Consider the following 19,191-nt stretch of genomic DNA (forward strand, 5'->3'; position numbering starts at 1 on the left):
TGACGCCAGGGCCGACGACGAGGGGGCGTACGCCGTGGGGGTGCTTCAGGTCAGGTCAGTTCAGGTCAGTCGCGGCGGCGTCCGGCACGACCTCCGACCCCAAGGGCGTCCTGCACACCGACCGCTCACTGATCGCGGGCGGCTCCTGCCTGGCGCACGCGCTGCGCCTCTCGGCCTCGGACGTGGGCTCGATGGCGTTCCCGTTCGCGCACATAGGAGGCCCCGACTACCTGGTCATGCTGCTCTTGTACGGCTTCCCGGCGGTGCTGTTCGAGAAGTTCGCGCTGCCGGCCGCGCTTGACGGCTACCGGCGCCACGGGGTGACCACGGCGGGCGGTTCGACGGCGTTCTACTCGATGTTCCTGACGGAGCAACGCAAGGACCCGGCCCGCAAGTTGATCCCGTCCCTCCGCCTACTGGCCGGCGGCGGCGCCCCGAAACCCCCCGAGATCTACCACGCCGTCGTACGCGAGATGGCCTGCCAACTGACCCACGGCTACGGCATGACGGAGGTCCCCATGATCACCATGGGCGCCCCCGACGACACCACGGAGAACCTGGCCGGTACGGAGGGCAGGCCCCCGGCCGCCATGGAGATCCGTGTCGTGGACGCGGACGGCAAGGAGGTCCCGGCGGGGGTCGACGGCGAGATACGGCTGCGCGGGGAGGCCGTCTGCCAGGGCTACCTGGAACCGTCCCAGACGGCGGAGGCCTTCGACGCGGGCGGCTTCCTGATCACGGGCGACCTGGGCCACGTACGGGAGAGCGGCCATCTGGTCCTGACGGGACGGGCGAAGGACGTGATCATCCGCAAGGGCGAGAACATCTCGGCCAAGGAGATCGAGGACCTGCTGCACGCACACCCGTCGGTGGCCGACGCGGCGGTCATCGGCCTGCCGGACGAGTCACGCGGCGAACGAGTCTGTGCGGTCCTCGAACTCCAGGCGGGCGCCGCTGGGTTGACCCTGCTGACCCTCCCGGAGATCACTTCCTACCTCCGGGAGGCGGGCCTCGCCACCCACAAGCTGCCGGAGCAGTTGGAGCTGGTGGAGGCCCTGCCCCGCAACGAGACCTTGCGCAAGGTGCTCAAGTACAAGCTGCGGGAGCGGTACGCGTGATGTCTGTTCTTGAGGTGCCTGTCAGGCGTCGGGCGCGGGGGTGGTGAAGTACGCGGCGAAGGCGGTCAGGACCTCGTCCTCGGAGATCCGGCCGTCCTTGTCGGTGTCGAGCGCGGCGGCCGCGGCTGCCGCGGTCTCGGCATCAGCACCGAGCACCTTCAGGACGCGCTCGGCACCCTTCGGCGTGGCACCGCGGCCATCCTCGTCGGCGACGGCCATGGCCGCCTTCAGGAACGGCCGGGCGATCTCGGCGAACCGCTGCGGGCTGTCCCGCAACCGCTTCACGGCACCGGTCACGAACTCCTCGCGCGTCACGCGCTGGTCCCCGTCGACATCGGCGATCCCCGCCATGCCCTGCCAGAACGCCTCGGCCCCGATGTACAGCGCCTGCCCCTTGTCACACCGAGCGGTCGTCCCGAACTCGGCAAGCAGGGCCTTCGCCGCGCCACTGAAGTCCTCGCGGTCGATGTAGCCGTTGCCGTCCTGGTCGAAGCTCGCGAATCGGGCGGCAATCTTGCGCTCGTACTCTGCGCTGTCCATCTCGGCCTCACTGATCAGGTGGGTTTCGCTGTGTTAGGTGCCTTCACGACGGAGCGTACGTCGCGGGACGGTGCGGTTGCCCCGAATCCCGCGTCTTCGCTCCGGCTTGTGTCAAGACCGCAGAAATTCCGCGACAGGACCTCCACCAGCGGAGTACCTGCGGTCGCTGATGTCGATGCGTGCCCCGACGTGCGGACGGAATGCACGGATCCGCTGTGGCTTGTTTCACCCCTGACGGGAGGGGCCAGGGGTGACTTCCTGTCCGACTGTCGGCTGTCGGAGCTGTCGGAGCTGTCGGAGCTGTCGGTTACGGTGCGGGTTCGCGTACGCGGGGTTGATGGCAGGGGGGCCATGAGTGAGACGCATACGGTCCACGTGCGGGTCGGGGAGCGCGAGGTCAGGTGGACGTTGCGGGTTCGCCACGGGGACGGGCAATGGCACCTGACGCTGCGGTCGCCGCACGGAGTGGAGTGCGAGGCGAGCGGGAACGACGTGTTCCACGCACTCCGCACGATGCGCGCCGAGCTTGCGCCACGGGGAGTGACGCTCTGCTGCAACGGCGCCCGCGTCGACGTACGACCGTCCGGCCTTTCCCGCTCGCACGGGGCGTGGATGGTGTACGTCCTGCCCAGGTGGCGCCCCACCACGGCACGCGACCTGGTCCCGACCCTCGGGTACGCGCCTGCGGACCGCATCGGGTCGGTGGAGGAGCAGGACGCGTACTGGGCACGGCACCTCAGGCACCGAAGAAACCCGCTGAATTTCATCAACCCCGTCTGGTGGATCTACTGGGCGACGGCGTCGTGGGGCAGGCCGAGGAAGTAGTGGATCGAGCCCTGTCTTATCGGGCCATCGAACTGTGAGCCCGACCGGATTCCGGCCTACTTCCAAGGAACGCTCACCCAAGGACTGTCCGCCGACCCCATAAGCAACCGATACGTATCCAACATGTCCGTGTACCAGTGCCCGAACTCCTCCTCGTCGAAGTGCAGGCACCGCCCCAAGATGTACCCCGCCGCGAAGTCCTGCCACGACGTGTACTCGTCCTTGCTCGCACGGGACGCGCGGAGTACCGCCGACTCCGCCTCCCTCAGGTCGCAGTAGCCCGAAGCCAGGCCCCAGCGGGCCATGTTGGGGGCGCGGCCGTAGTCCCAGGCCAGGGCCGAGCGGACCTGGCCCCTCTCCGGGAGGATGCCGTCGGCGCGGAAGCGGGCCTCGTAGCGGGTGATGCGACCGATGAGTTGCTTCACGCCGGCGATGCGGGAGTCCGAGGGGGGCTCCCCGGCGTCCGAGGCGTTGGCGCGCATCACGCGTTCCGTCGTCTCGCGCCACAGGGTCGGGTCGACCGTGCCGCCGTACTGTCGGGACAGGGCGCGGCGGACTTCGAGGGTGAACTCCCAGGTTCTGCTGACCATTTGGCCGGTGACCAGTTCCTCCTGGTACTCCTGCCACTTGGCGCGGCTCGTCACGCCCCACCACTTGTCGAGGCGCTTGCGCTCGATGAAGAAGCCGTGGCCGTGGTAGCTCAGGGTGTTCCACAGGTCGCCGTTGTTGACCGCGAGCAGTGCTCCGCAGGCAAGGCCGTGCGCGACCGGGCCCTGCAGCGGGGCGCCGACTCGTAGCGTACGCAGGCCTGTTGAGCAGCACGGGGTGTCGGGGGCCTTGTCCGCGTGCCACTGCCAGAGCGGCGGATTGCCGGGGAAGTACGCCTCGCACGGCGTGCCCGGGTTGATCGCCACCCAGCGGGGGTCGCCGTTCCAGTTCCGGGCGATCGTGCCCAGGTCCGTGGTGAACAGGACCGGATCCTGTACGGGCGCGGCGAGCACGCCCTCCGTCATGAACGCGAAGCAGTGGCGTCCGACCTGCGGGCTCCAGTACGGGGTCCAGGTGGTGCCGCTGCCGCCGGACGCCGACTCGGCCTCCGCGAGGGCCCGGGGCATCGCGTGGAAGAGGTCCACCTCGGCCAGCACGTCGAAGTACGCCTGCCAGTCGCCGCGCATCTTCGCGTCGTAGAGCCGCTGTTCGGTGTCCGTCGGCGCTTGCCAGGCCGCGGGCGCCTGCCCCATCTGCGGCGGCGGCCCGAACGCCCCCGCCGGTCCACCGAATCCACCCGCACCCATCGGCCCCGGCGTCACACCCGGACCGGCCCCGTTCCCCAGTTCCATGTCGGCAGCCTACAAACGGGGCTACGGAACGGGCCTACTGAACGGGCCCACGAACATGGCTAAGCCGAAAGCGGCGAAGCCCCTTCGTCCACAGCCGCCCCCAAGTCCGGGAAGACCTCGAACAACCGCCGTACGCCCAGCGCCGCGAGGACCCTGTTCACGTGGGAGCCGTCCTCCGCGCCCTGGGCCGGGAGGATCAGGCGGAGGCGGCCGCGGCAGGAGCGGATGAGGCGGCGGGTGGCAATGAGGACGCCCACGCCGGAGGAGTCGCAGAAGAGGACCTCCGAGAGGTCCAGGACCAGGCTGCGGCGGCCGTCCGCGACGGCGTCGTGGACGCGCTGGCGCACGATCGGGGAGGTCACCAGGTCCATCTCACCGCTGACCTGTATGACGGCCCAGCCGCCCTGATCGCCATCGGTCACTTTGAGCGCCATCCGCCACGCCGCCTCTCGTTCCACTCGTACGCCGCGTACGGTTCCGGTTTCCGTCTACAACCCTCAGCCATAACCTTCAGCCATCCTGGCAGCATCCGGAAGCCCCGATTTCGCTTCCTTCCCTCGCGGCTGCCCCGTGACCGCCGCGTAAAACACCTCAGCTGAACAACAGGCCATCCGCGGATATCCCAGCAGGCCTATCAGATTTGGGTCGATTCGGTCCAGGTCGCGCGGGTTCGTTCACCGCACTTCGGTACATACCGCTTCGCAGGGTGACCGGATCACTACCATCCGCGCCCACCCTCCGCTCCGCGTTGCCGCAAACCGAGGTGCGATGTCGGTGGGGGCGACTACATTCGTTGAGGGTCACGGAAGTTCGTGATGCAGAGGTGTTGAGGTGTAGAGGTGCAGACGTTTCGTCATGCACAGGTACGGTCGCGCGCCACACGGCAGGAGGGGGCCTCATGGCGAAGGACACACCGCCCCGCTGGGACCGCAAGATGCAGCAGCGCCTTGCCCGCGGCGAGGCCGCCGCGCTCGGTGAGCTGTACGACCGCTTCGCGTCCCTCGTGCACAGCCTCGCCCACCGGGTGCTCGACGACGACACCCTGGCGGACCGCGTGACCCGCGAAGTCTTCGCCCACGTATGGGAGAACCCCGAGGAGTACGACCCGAAGAAGGGCTCCATGCGCTCCTGGGTCGCCGGGCTCACCCACCGGGCGGCCGTGCAGCGGCTGCGGCAGACCGAGACGGCCGCGCTCGCCGACGGCGGGCAGGGCACCACCGAGGACATGGAGCAGAAGGTCCGCCGCGCCTCCGTCGCCGCCCGCGCCGACTACATCGTGACGTCCATGCCCGCCCCGCTCCGCGCCGCCCTGGAGCTCGCGTACTTCCAGCGGCGCGACTACCGTCAGACGGCCGCCGATCTCGGCGTCACCGAGGACGAGGCCCGGCGGCGGCTCCGCCTCGGGCTCCAACTCCTGTCCACCGCCAACGAACAGCGGCCGGCGGCCGCCCCACCGCCCGGCTACGGGAGCGCACTGTGAACGCCGACCCCTTCGAGCCGGAGGACGGACCCGAGGGCCGGGACGACGGCCGCGGGGACGGCATGCGCCCGGGGGACGGCAACCATCCGCGCCCGGAGAGCGGCGGACTGCGCATACCGCCGCCCCGCACCTCCATAGAGGACACCGGGCGCCCGCTGCCCGACCCGCCGCGCGCCCCCGCGCCCGTGCCCGCCGACCTCGACCACAAGGTCCTCAAGTCCCTGCTCGGCGCCTGGGCGTTGGCCGCCTGCTCCGCCGAGGAGGCCGCCGCCGTCGAGCTGCACCTCGGCAACTGCGGCGCCTGCGCCGACGAAGCGCTGCGGCTGCGGGACGCGGTGGGGCTGCTGCACCCCGAGGAGAGCCTCGACCTCGACCCGGGCCTGCGCTCCCGCGTGCTCGCCGGCTGCCTCGACCGCAGGCCCCCGCGCATACCCGTACCGGACTGGGCGGCTCCGTACGACGCGGAGACCGCCCGACTCGACGCGCTGCTGCGGGACTTCGGCGACGGCGAGTGGCACGCACCGGTCCGCCTCAAGTGGTACGAGGGCGACCGCCCCGTGAACCGCCGCACCACCGTCGCCGGGGTCATCGCCCACCTGCTGACCGTCGACGGCCTGGTGGCCCTCGCCCTCGGCCTTGACGACCCGCTGCCCACCGCCGCGCGGACCGCCCTCGCCGACCCCTCCCCCACGGCCCGCACGGAGGCGTACTGGAACGCGTCCCGGTTCCCGCCGACCCGCGCGGTGCGGCTGCCGTGGCGGGAGCAGAGCCACACCGTCATCCGGACCGTGTCCTTCGCGGGCGGCGGCGCCTCCGAACTGGCCGTGCCCTACGGCGAGTTCGCGCTGCCCTTGCGGGACTCGCTGCTCGACCGGGCCTTCGAGTGCTGGGTGCACGCGGGCGACATCGCGGACGCGGTGGACTATCCGTACGAACCGCCCGCGCCCAGACATCTGCACCGCATGATCGACCTCGCGGCGCGGATGCTGCCGTCCGCGCTTGCCGAGCGGCGCCGCTCCGGGCTCGCGACCCCGGCGAAGGAACTCGTCGCCGCGGGCGCGCCGGGCCGCAGCCTGCGCCTCGAGGTCGAAGGGCTCGGCGGCGGCGAGTGGCTGATCGCGCTCGACTCACCGGGCGCCGCGCCCTCCGAGGACCACGAAGTGGCCCATGTCGCCCTGGACGGCGTGGAGTTCTGCCGCCTCGCCGCCGGTCACGTACCGCCACAGGACGCGGCGGCGGGCCAGGACGGCGACCGCGAGGCGATCCGGGACGTGCTGTCGGCGGCGGCTTCGCTCAGCCGGATGTAGCGGACGACGGGGACAACGGGGGCGACGGGGGCACGTAGCGGCCTGACGCTCAGCAGATGCAGACGCAGACGCTCAGCCGAAGACGACCGTGCGGCGGCCGTTCAGCAGGACCCGGCGCTCGCTGTGCCACTTCACCGCGCGGGCCAGAGCCTGGCACTCCACGTCGCGGCCGATGGCGACGAGCTGCTGCGGGGTGACCTCGTGGCCGACCCGCTCGACCTCCTGCTCGATGATCGGGCCCTCGTCGAGGTCGGCCGTCACATAGTGCGCGGTGGCGCCGATCAGCTTCACACCGCGGGCGTGCGCCTGGTGGTACGGCTTGGCGCCCTTGAAGCTCGGCAGGAACGAGTGGTGGATGTTGATGATGCGGCCGCTGAGCTGCTTGCACAGGTCGTCGGAGAGCACCTGCATGTAGCGGGCCAGGACGACCAGTTCGACGTTCTCCTCGCGGACCAGGTCGAGCACCCGCGCCTCGGCCTCGGCCTTGTTCTCCTTCGTCACCGGGATGTGGTGGAAGGGGATGTTGTACGAGGACACGAGCTCGGCGAAGTCCGTGTGGTTGGACACCACGGCGGCGATCTCGACGGGCAGGGCGCCGGTACGGGCCCTGAACAGCAGGTCGTTCAGGCAGTGCCCGAACTTGCTGACCATCAGGACGATGCGCATCTTCTCGTCCGCCCGGTGGATCTGCCAGTCCATGTGGAAGGAGTCACCGATCGCGGCGAAGCTCGCGCGCAGCTTCTCGACGGTGACGGGCGCCTCCGCGGAGAAGTGCACCCGCATGAAGAACAGCCTGGTGTCGTGGTCGCCGAACTGCTGGCTGTCCTCGATGTTGCAGCCGGTCATGAAGAGATAGCTCGACACGGCGTGCACGATGCCCTTTTTGTCGGGGCAGGAGAGCGTGAGGACGTACTGGTCGGCGACGGGAGCGGCGGGCTGTGCGGTCATGCGGCTCAGGATCGCACACGCACCCGCCCGCGCGACCCCGCGTACCGGGGAGCGGGCAGGGGAACCGACAGCGGGACGGGCCCGCTCAGGCCGACCGTGTGAGGATCCGCAGCACCTCGAGGGTCTGCGGCGCCGCGTCCGGGTCCTCACCGTCACTGACGGCGAGCTGTACGTGGGCGTCGCGGGCCGCGCGTACCGCCTCTCCCCAGCCGTGGTGGTCGAGGTACGCGGAGACCGGCGCGTCCGGGCCGACCTCGTGCATGATCCGCAGGACCCGGAGGACGGCGGCGTCGACGAGGGCCGCCTCCTGGGCGTCCCGGAAGATCGTGCCGACGTATTTCTCGGCGGACCAGTTGTCGAGCCAGGTGTCCTCGACGAGGCGGTAGACCGCGTCGGTCACATCCCCGTACCCGTCCGTGCCGGCGAGCCAGACGGTCCGCTGGAATTCGGGGTCGGCGAGCATGTGCAGCGCCGAGCGCACGTTGCTGCGCCAGCGCCACCACGGCATGTCGTTCAGAGGCATGCCGTCCATGGTGGAGGAGCGGCGGCCACGACGGGAAGACTTCTCCGAGCTTTGCACGATTGCCGATCGTACGTTCCCGCTTCGCACTGCCGGACCGGCCCCTGTAGTTCACCTGGATGTCACCGACCGTTGTGCCGAGGTCACTCAAGGGTTAGGGACCGACCGGAAGGGTGCATCACCATGACTGTCCGGCGACGTCCTCAGCTCTCCCGTCCGCTCAAGACCGCCACGCTCGTGGCGATGGCTCTGGCGGCGGTCGCGTCGTCGGCGGTCGGCTGCGGCGCGCTCCCTGGAAGCGCGGGGGGATCCAGGGAGCCCGTGGTCGTCATGACCTGGGCGCCCGACAAGACCCGCGCGACCAACGTGCCCGGAATGCCCGCTCTCGCGCGGGCCTACGCGCGCTGGACGAACGCCCACGGCGGGCTGAACGGCCGCAAGCTCAAGGTCCTCACCTGCAACGACCACAACGACTCGGTGGGCGCCGCGAAGTGCGCCCGGCGCGCGGTCAAGGCGAAGGTGACCGCCGTGGTCGGCTCCTACAGCCAGCACGGCCAGGCGTTCCTGTCCCCTCTGGAGGCCGCGGGCATCCCGTACATCGGCGGGTACGGCCTCGCCGAGGAGGAGTTCGTCAGCCCGCTGTCGTACCCGGTCAACGGGGGTCTGGTGGCGCTGCTCGCCGGGAACGGGCGGCAGTTGGCGCGGGAGTGCGCGCGGGTCTCGCTGGTGCGGCCCGACACGCTCGCCGGGGACCTGCTGCCCGCGCTGCTCAACTCCGGCCTCGCGCAGGGCAAGCGGCGGCCCGCGGCGGACATCCTGGCGGCGGAGGACTCCGGCGACTACACGCTGCAGGCCGAACGGGCCCTTGCCGGGGCGGGCGCCGACCGCTCCGTGGCCGGCACGCTCGGCAAGGCGGGCGCGGCGGAACAGGCCCGCGAGGGCTGTGTCACGGCCGCGCTCGGGGACCGTACGGACAGCTTCTTCGACTCGTTCCGGCGCACCCAGGAGGACTACCAGAAGGTACGGATCTCCTCCGTGCTCGGCAGCGTCGACCAGACCTCGGTGGACCGCACGGGCGGCGCCTCGGGGCCGTACGAGGGCGCGTACGTGACGAGTTGGTACCCGGCGGCGGACGACGCGCGCTGGGGGAAGCTGCGCCAGGTCGTACGGGAGCAGGCCTTCGGGGACCACCGGATCGACCCGTCCAACGCCGGGGTGCAGACGACGTGGATCGCGTACACCGTGTTCCGGCAGGTCGTGGAGTCGCTCGGGGACGGCGAGGTGAGCGCCCGGAGCGTGTCGCGGGCGCTGAACGACGGGGTCCGGGTCGACACCGGCGGGCTGACGCCGACGCTGAGCTGGCGGTTCGAGGACACCATCGCGGCGCGCGAGTACCCGCGCCTGGTCAACGCGAACGTCACGTTCCAGGTGGTCCGCGACGGCCGTCTGGTGGCGGCCCGTGAGAGCGCCGTGGACGTGTCGCGGACCCTCGAACAGGCCTCGTAGCCAAGGCCTTTGAGCTGGCCCCTCAGAGCTGGATCGGGACGCGCTTCGTCAGGCCGTACTCGCCCGCGATGGCGTTCCACAGGGACGCCGCCTGCTGCTTCGCCTTGGTCGCGTCGCCGCTGGCCTTGACGGCGGCGGCACGGTGGGCGGTGGAGCGCGGCTTGCCCTTGTGGCAGCCCTTCTTGGCGGCCACCTGGTCGGCCCACGCGGCGTAGTGGTTGTCGGCCGAAGCGGACGACTTCCAGGCCTTGTTGAGGGCTCCGGTGAGCGCGGCGTTGTCCGGCAGCTTGTCGACCTTCAGCTGGGCGAGGCGGGTCACCAGGTCGTTGCGCTGCTTCGCGGCGCCCCGCAGGTCGGTGGCCGCCTTGCCGAGGTTGCGGCAGCGCTCGATGCTTTTGACCGAGTTGATCACCGCGTCCCGGCTGTCGTTGCTCTCGGCGAGCAACGCGTCGAGCGCGACGGCCTGTTCCTCGGCCGGGTCGGCGGTCGGCGACGGCTTCTGGGAGGCGGGAGCGGACTCCCCGGCGTTCTTCGGCTCGTCCTTCTTCTCGTCGTCGCCGCCCGTGGCGATCAGCGCGCCCGCACCCACGCCGAGCACGGCGATGGCGACGCCGATCGCGGCGAACAGCGGCAGCTTGGAGCCGGTACGACGCGACGACGGCGCGGGCGGACCGGCGAACTGCTGCTGCCCCGCGAACTGTTGCTGTCCCGCGAACTGCTGCTGCGGGCCCGGCTGCGGCTGCGCGCCCTGGAAGGCCGGCATCTGCTGCGTGGAGTCGGCGCCGCCCCCGGCCGGTTCGCTGCGGAAGAGGCTGTCGAACTCGGCGGGCGGCTGCCGGTCGCCGGGCGCGCCGGGCCGGATCCCGAACGGGGCGGTGGCGGGCGCGGGCGGGACCGGCGCGATGTACTGCGTCGCCTCGGAGTCGGGGCCGCCACCGGGAGCGCCGGGCGGCGACTGGCGCCCGAGGAACTGGGTGGAGTCGGCGGCGGGCGCCTCCGGCGGCAGCGCGCCGGGCAACGGGGCGCTCTGCGGGGGCTGTTCAGCGCTCTGCTGCGGCGGCTGCGGCACCGACGACAGGTACTGCGTGGCCTCGGCGTCGGCGGTCGGCGGCAGCGGGGCCCCGCCCTGCGCGGGCGGCGGCAGCGGCGCGCCCTGCTGGGACTGTCGCGGCTCCGGGAGCGCGGCACCGGGCTGGCCCTGGTGCTGCTGCGGGAGCGCGGTGCCCGACTGCGAGCGGTACGGCTGCGGCAGCGCGTCACCGGACTGCGGCTGCGAGGGCAGCGCACCCAGCGGCTGCACCGGCGGAAGCGCCCCGTCCGGCACCTGCGGCGACTGCTCGTACGGTTGGGGCTGCTGCGGCTGCTCGTACGGCTGGGGCTGCTGCGGCTGCTCGTACGGCTGGGCCTGCGGCTGCTGCTCGTACGGCTGGGCCTGCGGCTGCTGCTCGTACGGCTGGGCCTGCGGCTGCTGCTCGTACGGCTGGGCCTGCGGCTGCTGCTCGTACGACTGCTGCTGCGGCTGTCCGTACGGCTGCGCCTGTGGCTGCGCCTGTGGCTGCTGCGGGAATCCGGGTGCCTGCGGCTGCTGCTCGTACGGCTGCTGCTGCGGCTGCCCGTACGGCTGGGGCGGCTGCGGCTGCCCGTAAGCGGAGGAGTCCTGTCCGTACGACGGCTGCTGGCCCTGCGGGGCGTACGGCTGCTGGCCCTGCGGGGCGTACTGCTGCTGCGGGGCGGCGGGTGGTTCCTGGCCCCAGGCCTGGCCGGGGGCGAAGTGGTCGCCCTGGCCGTAGGAGGGCGCGGCCTGCGGTGCCTCGGGGCCCCAGGGCTGCCCCCACGGGGTGCCGCCGGCGGGTATCGCCTGCTCGCCGTAGGTGCCCGGTATCAGAGGCTCTCCGCCGTCGGCGGGCAGCACGACGCCTTCGTGCGCGGGCCGCGCACCGGGCTGCGGCTCCTCGCCCTGTCCGCTCTGCGTCACCGGGACTCCTACATATGGGGGGACCTGCTCAATCGTCGGCTCACGCTACCGGGTCCTCCGTCAGGGGTGCTACGCAGCACCTTCCCTTGTCCGCCCCTTGTCCGCGCTTGTCCGTTCGGTGACCTGCCAAGGGCCCGTACCCGCCGCCCCGGCGACGTGGCGGGACTCACGCCGCCCGCGCCTCCAGGCGGGACCCGAACTCGCGTACCGCGGGTTCGGCGCGGAACGGTTCGAGCCGGGCCCGGAAGTCCTCCAGGTACTCGGCGCCCCGGTTGGAGCGGAGCGTGCCGAGCAGCTCGACCGCGCGCGTGCCGGTGTGGCAGGCGAGCTCGACCTCGCGCTGCTGCACCTGCGCGGTGGCGAGCAGGACGAGCCCGATCGCGCGGCGCCTCGCCTTGGACTCGGGGTGCCCGTCGACGGACTCCCGCGCGGCCTGCGCGGCGGCCTCGGCCTGGCCCAGGTCACGGTGGCAGTGCGCCAGCTCGTCGGCCAGATACGCCTCGTCGAAGTGCCTGATCCACACCGGATCATCGCCCGCCGAGCCCGCCGAGTCCGCCCGGTCCAGCGCGGCCCGCGCCAGGCCCGCCACCGTCTGGGTCGTCCGCGCGTCCCCGAGCAGGGCGTGCCCGCGCGCCTCCGCCGCGTAGAACATCGCCTCGGCCCGCGGCGTGACCCGGCCGCGCGCACCCTCCTGCGCGGCCCTGGCCAGCTGGGCGATCTCCCGCGGGTTGCCGAGCTGCGCGGCGAGGTGGCTCATGGACGCGGCCAGTACGTACCCGCCGTAGCCCCGGTCGCCGGCGGCCTGGGCGAGCCGCAGGGCCTGGATGTAGTACCGCTGGGCGAGGCCCGGCTGACCGGTGTCCACGGCCATGTACCCGGCGAGTTCGGTGAGCCGGGCGACGGCCGCGAACAGCTCGCGCCCCACGGCCTCGCGGTACGAGCCGGCGAGCAGCCCGGACACCACCGAGTTGAGGTAGTGCACGACGACCGGGCGGACGTGCCCGCTGCCGTACTGGTGGTCGAGCTGGACCAGGGAGTCGGTCATCGCGCGGACCGCCGCGACGTCCGCGCGGCCGACGCGGGACCCGGCGGTCCTGGCGACCTGGGTGTCCGCCGCCGTGATCAGCCAGTCCCTGCTGGGCTCGACGAGGGCGGATGCGGCGACCGTGGAACCGGAGAGGAAGTCGCGCCGCCCCACATCGCTGCGCCACAGCTCGCAGACCTGCTCCACGGCGCCGAGCACGGTCGGCGAGAACTGGAGGCCGACGCCGGAGGCGAGGTTCTTGCCGTTGGCCATCCCGATCTCGTCGATGGTGACGGGGCGGCCGAGCTTGCGGCCGATGGCCTCGGCGATGATGCCGGGCGCCCGGCCGCGCGGCTGCTGTCCGCGCAGCCAGCGGGCCACGGACGTCTTGTCGTAGCGGAGGTCGAGGTTGTGCTCGGCGCCGCACATGTTGACGCGGCGGGCGAGCCCGGCGTTGGAGCAGCCGGCCTCCTGGATGAGCGACTGCAGCCGTTCATTGGGCTGCCGAGCTACGAGCGGCCTTGCGGCCATGGCGTACCCCCTGTGTGCGCCGGAAGAATGCGTCCCCGACGATCAGTGCCCATCGGGTGCGGGAAAATGCGGAACAATTTCCGGCATAGCGCGACATAGCTGCTGTACGGCCGGTTCGCGGTTCCCTTGAGCTGGCTACCCACCCCGGCGGCCGATCCGCGTGCGCGCCCCCGGCCGTGCACCCATGCGCCCCGCGTGCGGAAACGATGCGCCGGACCGTCGGCGGCGGCAGTGGAGCTCTCGCGCACAAGTGGGCGTAACCCCAGGTGGCGGCGGGAGTTGAGTTCTGCGTGGAAGAGACCATCGGAGTCACCGGAGCCGCGCAGATCCCCCAGCAGCGCGGCGAGCAACTGCTCGACACCGCGGTGCGGTACGCGGAAGAGCGGCACTGGGACGTGTTCCCCGGCACCTGGCTTGAGGCGGTGGACGGCGTCGACCACTGCTCCTGCGGGGACCGTTCGTGCGCGCTGCCCGGCGCGCATCCGGCGCGCGAGGACTGGGCGGCCCAGGCGACCGGCAGTGCCACCTCGGCCCGCAAGGCGTGGTCCGCGCGGCCGCGGGCGTCGATCCTGCTGCCGACGGGGCGCACCTTCGACGCCCTCGACGTGCCGGAGACCGCCGGGTTCCTGGCGCTTGCCCGGATGGAGCGGATGGACCTGGCGCTCGGCCCGGTCACGCTCACGCCGAACCGCCGGATGCAGTTCTTCGTGCTGCCCGGCGCCGCCGCCAAGGCCCCTGATCTGGTACGGAAGTTGGGCTGGCCGGCGGCCTCGCTCGACCTGCGCACGCTCGGCGAGGGCGACTGGGTGGCGGCGCCGCCGACCCGCTTCGGCGGCCGCGGCGCGGTCCAGTGGGCCCGCCGCCCCACCCCCGCGAACCGCTGGCTGCCGGACGTCGAGGAAGTGGTCAGCCCGCTGGCGTACGCGTGCGGGCGGGAGCGGCACGCGTAGGGCCTGTACGCGCGGACGTGACCTGCGGAGCCCGCCCCCTGAGGGGGCGGGCTCCGCATCGTCGCGAGGGACGCGCGGGACACACGGGGCGGCCTGAGACTGGCCGCGCCCGGGCCCCTCCCGCCTGCCGGAGGTCCTGGGCGCGGTCAGCCGATGAGGACGCCGTCCAGGAACGGTTCGATCGCGGTGCGCCAGCCGTCCGGCTGGTCGTAGTGGATGAGGTGTCCGGCGTCGGGCACCTCCGCGTACCTCCCGCGGGGCAGGACGCGGACCATCTCCTGGGCCTCGGCCCGGCCCAGCTCGCCGTCGAGTCCGCGCACGACCAGGGCCGGGCACCGCACCTGGGCCAATTCTTCCCAGTGCGCGTCGTACACCCACGTCGCCCGGCTCGTGAGCATCTGCTCGGGGTCGAAGACGGGGCGCCAGCCGTCCTCGGAGTGGGTCATCACCTCGGCGTAGAACTCCCCGCGGGCGGGGTTGGGGCGCTCCACCCAGGGGTCGTCCTCGCCGAACCACTTGCGGACGTCGGCGAGCGTGGCGAAGGGCAGCGGCCAGGCCTTGAACCAGTCCGTCCACTCGCGCTGCGACGCGGCGCCGAGCGCGGAGGCCCGCATGTCGCAGATGACCAGGCCGCGCACCAGGTCGGGCCGGCGGGCCGCCAGCTGCCAGGCGGTGAGGGCGCCCATGGAGTGCCCGATCAGCACGGCCGGGGCGAGGCCGAGCTGCACGAGGGCGGCCTCGGCGTCGTCGACATAGGCCTCCCGGTCGTACGGCCCCTGCGGAGGTTTGTCGCTCTGGCCGTGGCCGCGCTGGTCGAGGGCTACCGGGCGGTGGCGCTCGGCGAGCCAGCGGGCGGTGTCCGCCCAGTGCGAGGCCCGGCCCATCAGCCCGTGCAGCAACAGCACGCCGGGCGCCTGCTCGGCCTCCCGGGTCTTGGGTGGGTCGGTGAACTCCCAGGCGGCCAGCCGTGTGCCGCCCGCCCCACTCACGTCGATGCGCCGCACCATGTCCTGGCACCCCCTCGCTACGGGCCCGCGTTCGCCGATCGGTCTCGTACGTCCCACCGTACGAGCACGTTATCGAACCCCCATTCGAGAACGTCGATTTCGGCGGGAACACCCCTCGTTCGAGTGACCACGCTCAAGGGTTGACGGGTGCGGCCGAGGGGAGATCTTCAACGGGAGGCGGGCCGCTCGGGGAAACCGGTCCGCGGGTACTGACCTTGAGAGCTCGGGGCTCCGGGTCAGCGCAGGGGAGGACAGGCCTCGGCGTCGCAAGGCGCCGAGGCTCTCCTGTCCCGCACAGCACGTCGTCCGGCACATCGTTCGGCACATCGTCCCGCCCCTCCCCGAACCGGTGGAGCCACCCGCGCGCCGACGCGCGCCCAGGCGTTATGCCTCACGCGCCAGCCTTGCACGCAAATCGCCCGGCCGCTGCGATTCCGCACAGTGAATCCAGGAATCGTACGGCCAAGGGGCGCCGCCCGTAGGGCAGTTGGGACAGCCGTGCCCCCTGGTGCGCCACGAGAGCCGACCGACCGCTCAGCGTGCGGTCAGCGCTCCTGCGGCTAGCGCTTCGCCACGAAGACGTGCGAGGCGATGTCGGCCTCCAGCTCGGCGGCCTCGCCGCTGCTGCCGACCAGGACGCCGCCCGGCGACTGCGTCACGCTCACGACCGCGCCCGGCTGCACCCCGGCCCGCCGCAGCGTGTACATCAGCTGGGCGTCCGTCTGGATGGGCTCGCCGATGCGGCGCACCACGACCGTCTTGCCGTCCGCGCCCGGGTCCAGGTCGGCGAGGCTGACCATGCCCTCGTCGAGGAACGGGTCGGCCTCGGCCTTCTCGCCCAGCTCCTCGAGGCCCGGGATCGGGTTGCCGTACGGCGACTCGGTGGGGTGGCGAAGGAGCTCCAGGACGCGGCGCTCCACGGCCTCGCTCATCACGTGCTCCCAGCGGCAGGCCTCGGCGTGCACCTGCTCCCACTCCAGGCCGATCACGTCGACGAGCAGACACTCGGCGAGCCGGTGCTTGCGCATCACGCGGGTGGCGAGGCGGCGGCCCTCCTCGGTGAGCTCCAGGTGCCGGTCGCTGGCGACGGACACCAGGCCGTCCCGCTCCATGCGTGCCACCGTCTGGCTGACCGTGGGGCCGCTCTGGTCGAGCCGCTCCGCGATCCGGGCACGCATGGGGACCACACCTTCCTCTTCGAGTTCGAGGATGGTGCGGAGATACATCTCCGTCGTATCGATCAGTCCGGACATACGTGCCCCTCATGCTGTGACAGAAAGAGAGCTGCGGACTCGCTCCGCAGCGTCCTGCGCTGGCCCTGCGTCAATTCTGACGCATAGCGCCGACAAGCGTGCCGCGCCGGGTGAGACCGCCCGCCGAAGCCGTATTGACAGGGCACTGGTCCAGACCGCACCGTGATCCGCGGCACACACCCACCGTGCCCCACGTCACGCACCTTTCCGGGAGAGGCCCTCGGCGATGAGCTCCACGAGTGACCGCGGTGAGCGCGGCAACAGCGGTGAGAACAAGCTGGCCGGACAGTACTTCGACGCCGCGATCGGCCTGCTCGAGCGGGTGCGGGACGAGGAGGGCGCCGCGGTCGCGGCGGCGGCGCGCGCCATCGCCGACACCGTCGAGTCCGGCGGCCGTCTCTTCGCCTTCGGCGCCGGGCACTCCTCGCTCGCCGCGCAGGACGTCGTGTACCGGGCGGGCGGGCTCGCCCTGATGAACCTGCTCGCCGTGCCGGGCGTCGTCGGCGTCGACGTCATGCCCGCCACCCTGGGCTCCGCCCTGGAGCGGGTCGACGGGCTCGCGGGCGCGGTGCTCGACACGAGCCCGGCCCGGCCCGGCGACCTGCTGGTGATCATCTCCCTGTCGGGGCGGAACTCGCTGCCCGTCGAGATGGCGATGAACGCCCGCGCGCTCGGCCTGACCGTGGTCGGGGTGACCTCGGTGGCGTACGCCTCTCAGACCCGGTCGCGGCACACCTCCGGGACCTTCCTCAAGGACCACTGCGACATCGTGCTCGACAGCAAGATCTCGATCGGCGACGCGGAGCTGACCGCCCCGGGCGTCGCCGCGCCGTTCGGTCCCGCCTCCAGCGTGGTCACCAACGCGCTGCTGCAGGCCACCATGGCGGCGGCCGCGGGCGAGCTCGCCGAGCGCGGCTTCGACCCGCCGATGCTGCGGTCGGGGAACGTGGACGGCGGCCACGAGTGGAACGGCCGGGTGTTCTCGGAGTACGGGGACCGGATCTTCTACCGTCACTAGCCGGTACGTACGTCCGCACGTCGGTACGCGCCCGCCGGAGCGGCTACTGAGCCCCGGAGCGGAGCACCCCCGCCAGGTCCAGAGCCGCCGCGACCCGTGCCGCCACGCTCTCCGCGTACCCCGCGTCCGCGCGCTCGAAGGTGGCGCGGCCCGATCCGCGCAGGAACGTGACCACGCCGAGCGTGGCGCCCCGGCTGCGCAGCACCACGCACAGTGCGTACATCGAGCCCTCCGGCCACTGGCGGCCGCGCGCCCACTCCACGGCCGAGGCGGGCGAGGCCGCGGCGGCCCGTACCGATCCGGTACGCAGCGCGCACTGGAGCGCCGGGTGACCCTCCGCGTACCGCACCGGCAGGCCCGCGCGGTCACCCGGAAGGACCGGGCCCGGCGCCCCGGCCGGGCTGGCGGCGAGGCGCACCAGGCGCGGCGGGTCGACCGGTCCCGCCGGGTCGACCAGGTCGACCAGGGCGTGGTCGGCGAAGCCGGCGAGGGCGAAGTCGAGGTGGACCGTGGCGGCCTCCATCGGGTCCTCGCACTCGGCGGCGGCCCGCGCGGCGCGCTGCGACTGGTTGGCGCGGAAGCGGAGTTGGGCCGCTTCCTGCTCGGCCAGCTTGGACTCGGTGATGTCCTGGAACAGCCAGCCGACACCCAGCGGAACGGGCTCCTCCGTCAGCGGTGAGGCGAGCCGCAGGAAGCCGCTGCGCCAGCACCGCCGCTGCTCACCCGTGCTGTCGCTGCCGCGCACGGAGACCCACAGGTCGGCCGGTGCGGGCGGCGCGCCCTCGGCCAGTACGTGGGTGAGGGCGCTCTCCAGCTCCTCGACGCCCTGCGAGAGCAGCTCCCCGAGGGGGCGGCCGAGCAGCGCGGTGCGGCCGGTGCCGAGCGCGCGGGCCGCGTGCGCGTTGACGACGGCGGGGCGCAGGTCGGCGTCGATCAGGACGACGCCCCAGGAGGCGTCCTCGAACAGGGCCTCGCTGAGCGCGATGGAACGCTCCAGGTCGATCTGGGTGTGCACCTCACTGAACGCGCAGTACACCCCGGCGGGCTTGCCGTCCGGGCCGCGCACGGCGGCCGACTGGGTGCGTACGAGCACCCGGCCGCCGTCCTTGGTGAGCAGCGCGAACTCGTGCACCTGGCGGCCCGGCGCGGTCATCGCGGAGAGCAGCCGGTCCTCGACCTCGGCGGCGTCGGCGGTGCGCACGGCCCAGCCCGCGAAGCCCTGCCGTCCGACGGCCTCGCCGGCCGACCAGCCGAGGATGCGTTCGGCCTCGCGGTTCCAGTGCGTCAGCACGCCGTCGGCGTCGAAGGCGCAGAGCGCGGCGTCCATGCCGTCGAGGAGCGCGGCGAGCAGGTCGTCGGACGCGGGTCCCTCGCGCCCGGATCCGTCGTCGGGTCCGTCACCGGGGTCGGGGTCGCCCGAGCCCACGGAGTCGGTCGTTCCACTGTGCCGGGAAGCACTCACCTGGCCACCCCCTGCAGGACGAGTACGCCTTTCGGCATGCATGCACGGCGCATGCCGTTCACAGGATCATTGAACTCGAACGTGACGCACCCCACACCGGGTTCGGGGAAATAGTTGCATCCCTGTGCCCTGAAAAAAATGGGTTGTGGCGCTCGGGGAGGGTTCCTAGTCTGGAACCACTTCGGAAAGGAGGTGGTTCGGCAGATGTATGCAAACCGGACGGAAGAGGTGGCTGCGGGCTGACGGCCCGTTGTCGCACTCAGTGCGGTGCCGGACCGGCGTGCTGACACAGCACGCAGCCGGCCAATTCCAACGCAGTCACCGCGATCCGCGGGCCGCCGGTACGTCCGGCCGGCTTCCCGCCGCCCAGTGCGGCCGGAACCATGG

At 72.2% G+C, this 19,191-nt stretch carries 17 protein-coding genes; 7 read left to right on the forward strand and 10 right to left on the reverse strand.

Annotated features, from left to right (window positions below):
- A partial coding sequence (locus tag GUY60_RS06850; RefSeq protein WP_161694853.1) for a class I adenylate-forming enzyme family protein occupies positions 1 to 1,118 on the forward strand: 1,118 nt, incomplete at its 5' end.
- Positions 1,119 to 1,139: 21 nt separating this feature from the next.
- Here GUY60_RS06850 and GUY60_RS06855 read toward each other — a convergent pair.
- Positions 1,140 to 1,658: an EF-hand domain-containing protein gene (locus GUY60_RS06855; RefSeq protein ID WP_161694855.1), complete on the reverse strand. Its 519-nt coding sequence runs from the start codon at positions 1,656 to 1,658 to the stop codon at positions 1,140 to 1,142.
- 351 nt (positions 1,659 to 2,009) lie between these two features.
- Between GUY60_RS06855 and GUY60_RS06860 the strand changes: the two genes are divergently transcribed.
- Positions 2,010 to 2,483, forward strand: a complete 474-nt coding sequence (locus tag GUY60_RS06860) for a hypothetical protein (protein ID WP_161694858.1) — start codon at positions 2,010 to 2,012, stop codon at positions 2,481 to 2,483.
- A 56-nt stretch (positions 2,484 to 2,539) separates the two neighbouring features.
- Here the strand turns inward: GUY60_RS06860 and GUY60_RS06865 are convergent, their stop codons facing one another.
- Together GUY60_RS06865 and GUY60_RS06870 are read right to left on the reverse strand one after the other, a co-directional pair.
- Positions 2,540 to 3,823, reverse strand: coding sequence for a DUF1266 domain-containing protein (locus GUY60_RS06865; protein WP_246234400.1), 1,284 nt, complete (start codon positions 3,821 to 3,823; stop codon positions 2,540 to 2,542).
- Between the two features lie 59 nt (positions 3,824 to 3,882).
- Positions 3,883 to 4,257 carry an STAS domain-containing protein gene (locus GUY60_RS06870; protein WP_161694860.1) on the reverse strand — a complete coding sequence of 125 codons (375 nt, stop codon included), beginning with the start codon at positions 4,255 to 4,257 and terminating at the stop codon, positions 3,883 to 3,885.
- 464 nt (positions 4,258 to 4,721) lie between these two features.
- Between GUY60_RS06870 and GUY60_RS06875 the strand changes: the two genes are divergently transcribed.
- Both GUY60_RS06875 and GUY60_RS06880 read left to right on the forward strand, forming a co-directional pair.
- Positions 4,722 to 5,303 carry a sigma-70 family RNA polymerase sigma factor gene (locus GUY60_RS06875; protein WP_161694862.1) on the forward strand — a complete coding sequence of 194 codons (582 nt, stop codon included), beginning with the start codon at positions 4,722 to 4,724 and terminating at the stop codon, positions 5,301 to 5,303.
- A 62-nt stretch (positions 5,304 to 5,365) separates the two neighbouring features.
- Complete coding sequence (locus GUY60_RS06880) at positions 5,366 to 6,610, forward strand: zf-HC2 domain-containing protein (RefSeq protein WP_161694904.1); 1,245 nt, start codon at positions 5,366 to 5,368, stop codon at positions 6,608 to 6,610.
- Between the two features lie 72 nt (positions 6,611 to 6,682).
- Here GUY60_RS06880 and purU read toward each other — a convergent pair whose 3' ends face one another.
- Both purU and GUY60_RS06890 read right to left on the reverse strand, forming a co-directional pair.
- The gene (gene purU / locus GUY60_RS06885) at positions 6,683 to 7,558 is read right to left on the reverse strand and encodes a formyltetrahydrofolate deformylase (RefSeq protein WP_376771171.1); all 876 of its coding nucleotides are present in this window, start codon (positions 7,556 to 7,558) and stop codon (positions 6,683 to 6,685) included.
- Positions 7,559 to 7,643: 85 nt separating this feature from the next.
- Complete coding sequence (locus tag GUY60_RS06890; RefSeq protein WP_161694908.1) at positions 7,644 to 8,090, reverse strand: SCO4402 family protein; 447 nt, start codon at positions 8,088 to 8,090, stop codon at positions 7,644 to 7,646.
- A gap of 171 nt (positions 8,091 to 8,261) precedes the next feature.
- Between GUY60_RS06890 and GUY60_RS06895 the strand changes: the two genes are divergently transcribed.
- On the forward strand, positions 8,262 to 9,584 hold the full coding sequence (locus GUY60_RS06895) for an ABC transporter substrate-binding protein (protein WP_161694864.1): 1,323 nt from the start codon (positions 8,262 to 8,264) through the stop codon (positions 9,582 to 9,584).
- Between the two features lie 22 nt (positions 9,585 to 9,606).
- Here the strand turns inward: GUY60_RS06895 and GUY60_RS06900 are convergent, their stop codons facing one another.
- The gene (locus tag GUY60_RS06900) at positions 9,607 to 11,559 is read right to left on the reverse strand and encodes a hypothetical protein (RefSeq protein ID WP_161694866.1); all 1,953 of its coding nucleotides are present in this window, start codon (positions 11,557 to 11,559) and stop codon (positions 9,607 to 9,609) included.
- 166 nt (positions 11,560 to 11,725) lie between these two features.
- Positions 11,726 to 13,114: an NsdA family TPR-like regulatory protein gene (locus GUY60_RS06905; protein WP_161694869.1), complete on the reverse strand. Its 1,389-nt coding sequence runs from the start codon at positions 13,112 to 13,114 to the stop codon at positions 11,726 to 11,728.
- 290 nt (positions 13,115 to 13,404) lie between these two features.
- Between GUY60_RS06905 and GUY60_RS06910 the strand changes: the two genes are divergently transcribed.
- The gene (locus GUY60_RS06910; protein WP_161694871.1) at positions 13,405 to 14,064 is read left to right on the forward strand and encodes a bifunctional DNA primase/polymerase; all 660 of its coding nucleotides are present in this window, start codon (positions 13,405 to 13,407) and stop codon (positions 14,062 to 14,064) included.
- 146 nt (positions 14,065 to 14,210) lie between these two features.
- Here GUY60_RS06910 and GUY60_RS06915 read toward each other — a convergent pair whose 3' ends face one another.
- Both GUY60_RS06915 and GUY60_RS06920 read right to left on the reverse strand, forming a co-directional pair.
- On the reverse strand, positions 14,211 to 15,071 hold the full coding sequence (locus tag GUY60_RS06915) for an alpha/beta fold hydrolase (RefSeq protein ID WP_161694873.1): 861 nt from the start codon (positions 15,069 to 15,071) through the stop codon (positions 14,211 to 14,213).
- Positions 15,072 to 15,631: 560 nt separating this feature from the next.
- Positions 15,632 to 16,324 carry an iron-dependent transcriptional repressor DtxR gene (locus GUY60_RS06920; protein ID WP_161694875.1) on the reverse strand — a complete coding sequence of 231 codons (693 nt, stop codon included), beginning with the start codon at positions 16,322 to 16,324 and terminating at the stop codon, positions 15,632 to 15,634.
- A gap of 226 nt (positions 16,325 to 16,550) precedes the next feature.
- Here GUY60_RS06920 and GUY60_RS06925 point away from each other — a divergent pair, with 226 nt between their 5' ends.
- Positions 16,551 to 17,342, forward strand: coding sequence for an SIS domain-containing protein (locus GUY60_RS06925; protein WP_161694877.1), 792 nt, complete (start codon positions 16,551 to 16,553; stop codon positions 17,340 to 17,342).
- Between the two features lie 43 nt (positions 17,343 to 17,385).
- On the opposite strand, the gene GUY60_RS06930 is transcribed toward GUY60_RS06925, so the two are convergent.
- On the reverse strand, positions 17,386 to 18,804 hold the full coding sequence (locus GUY60_RS06930; RefSeq protein ID WP_161694879.1) for a PAS domain-containing protein: 1,419 nt from the start codon (positions 18,802 to 18,804) through the stop codon (positions 17,386 to 17,388).
- Between the last annotated feature and the right edge of the window lie 387 nt (positions 18,805 to 19,191).

This window comes from Streptomyces boluensis (assembly GCF_009908195.1).
GTDB lineage: Bacteria > Actinomycetota > Actinomycetes > Streptomycetales > Streptomycetaceae > Streptomyces > Streptomyces boluensis.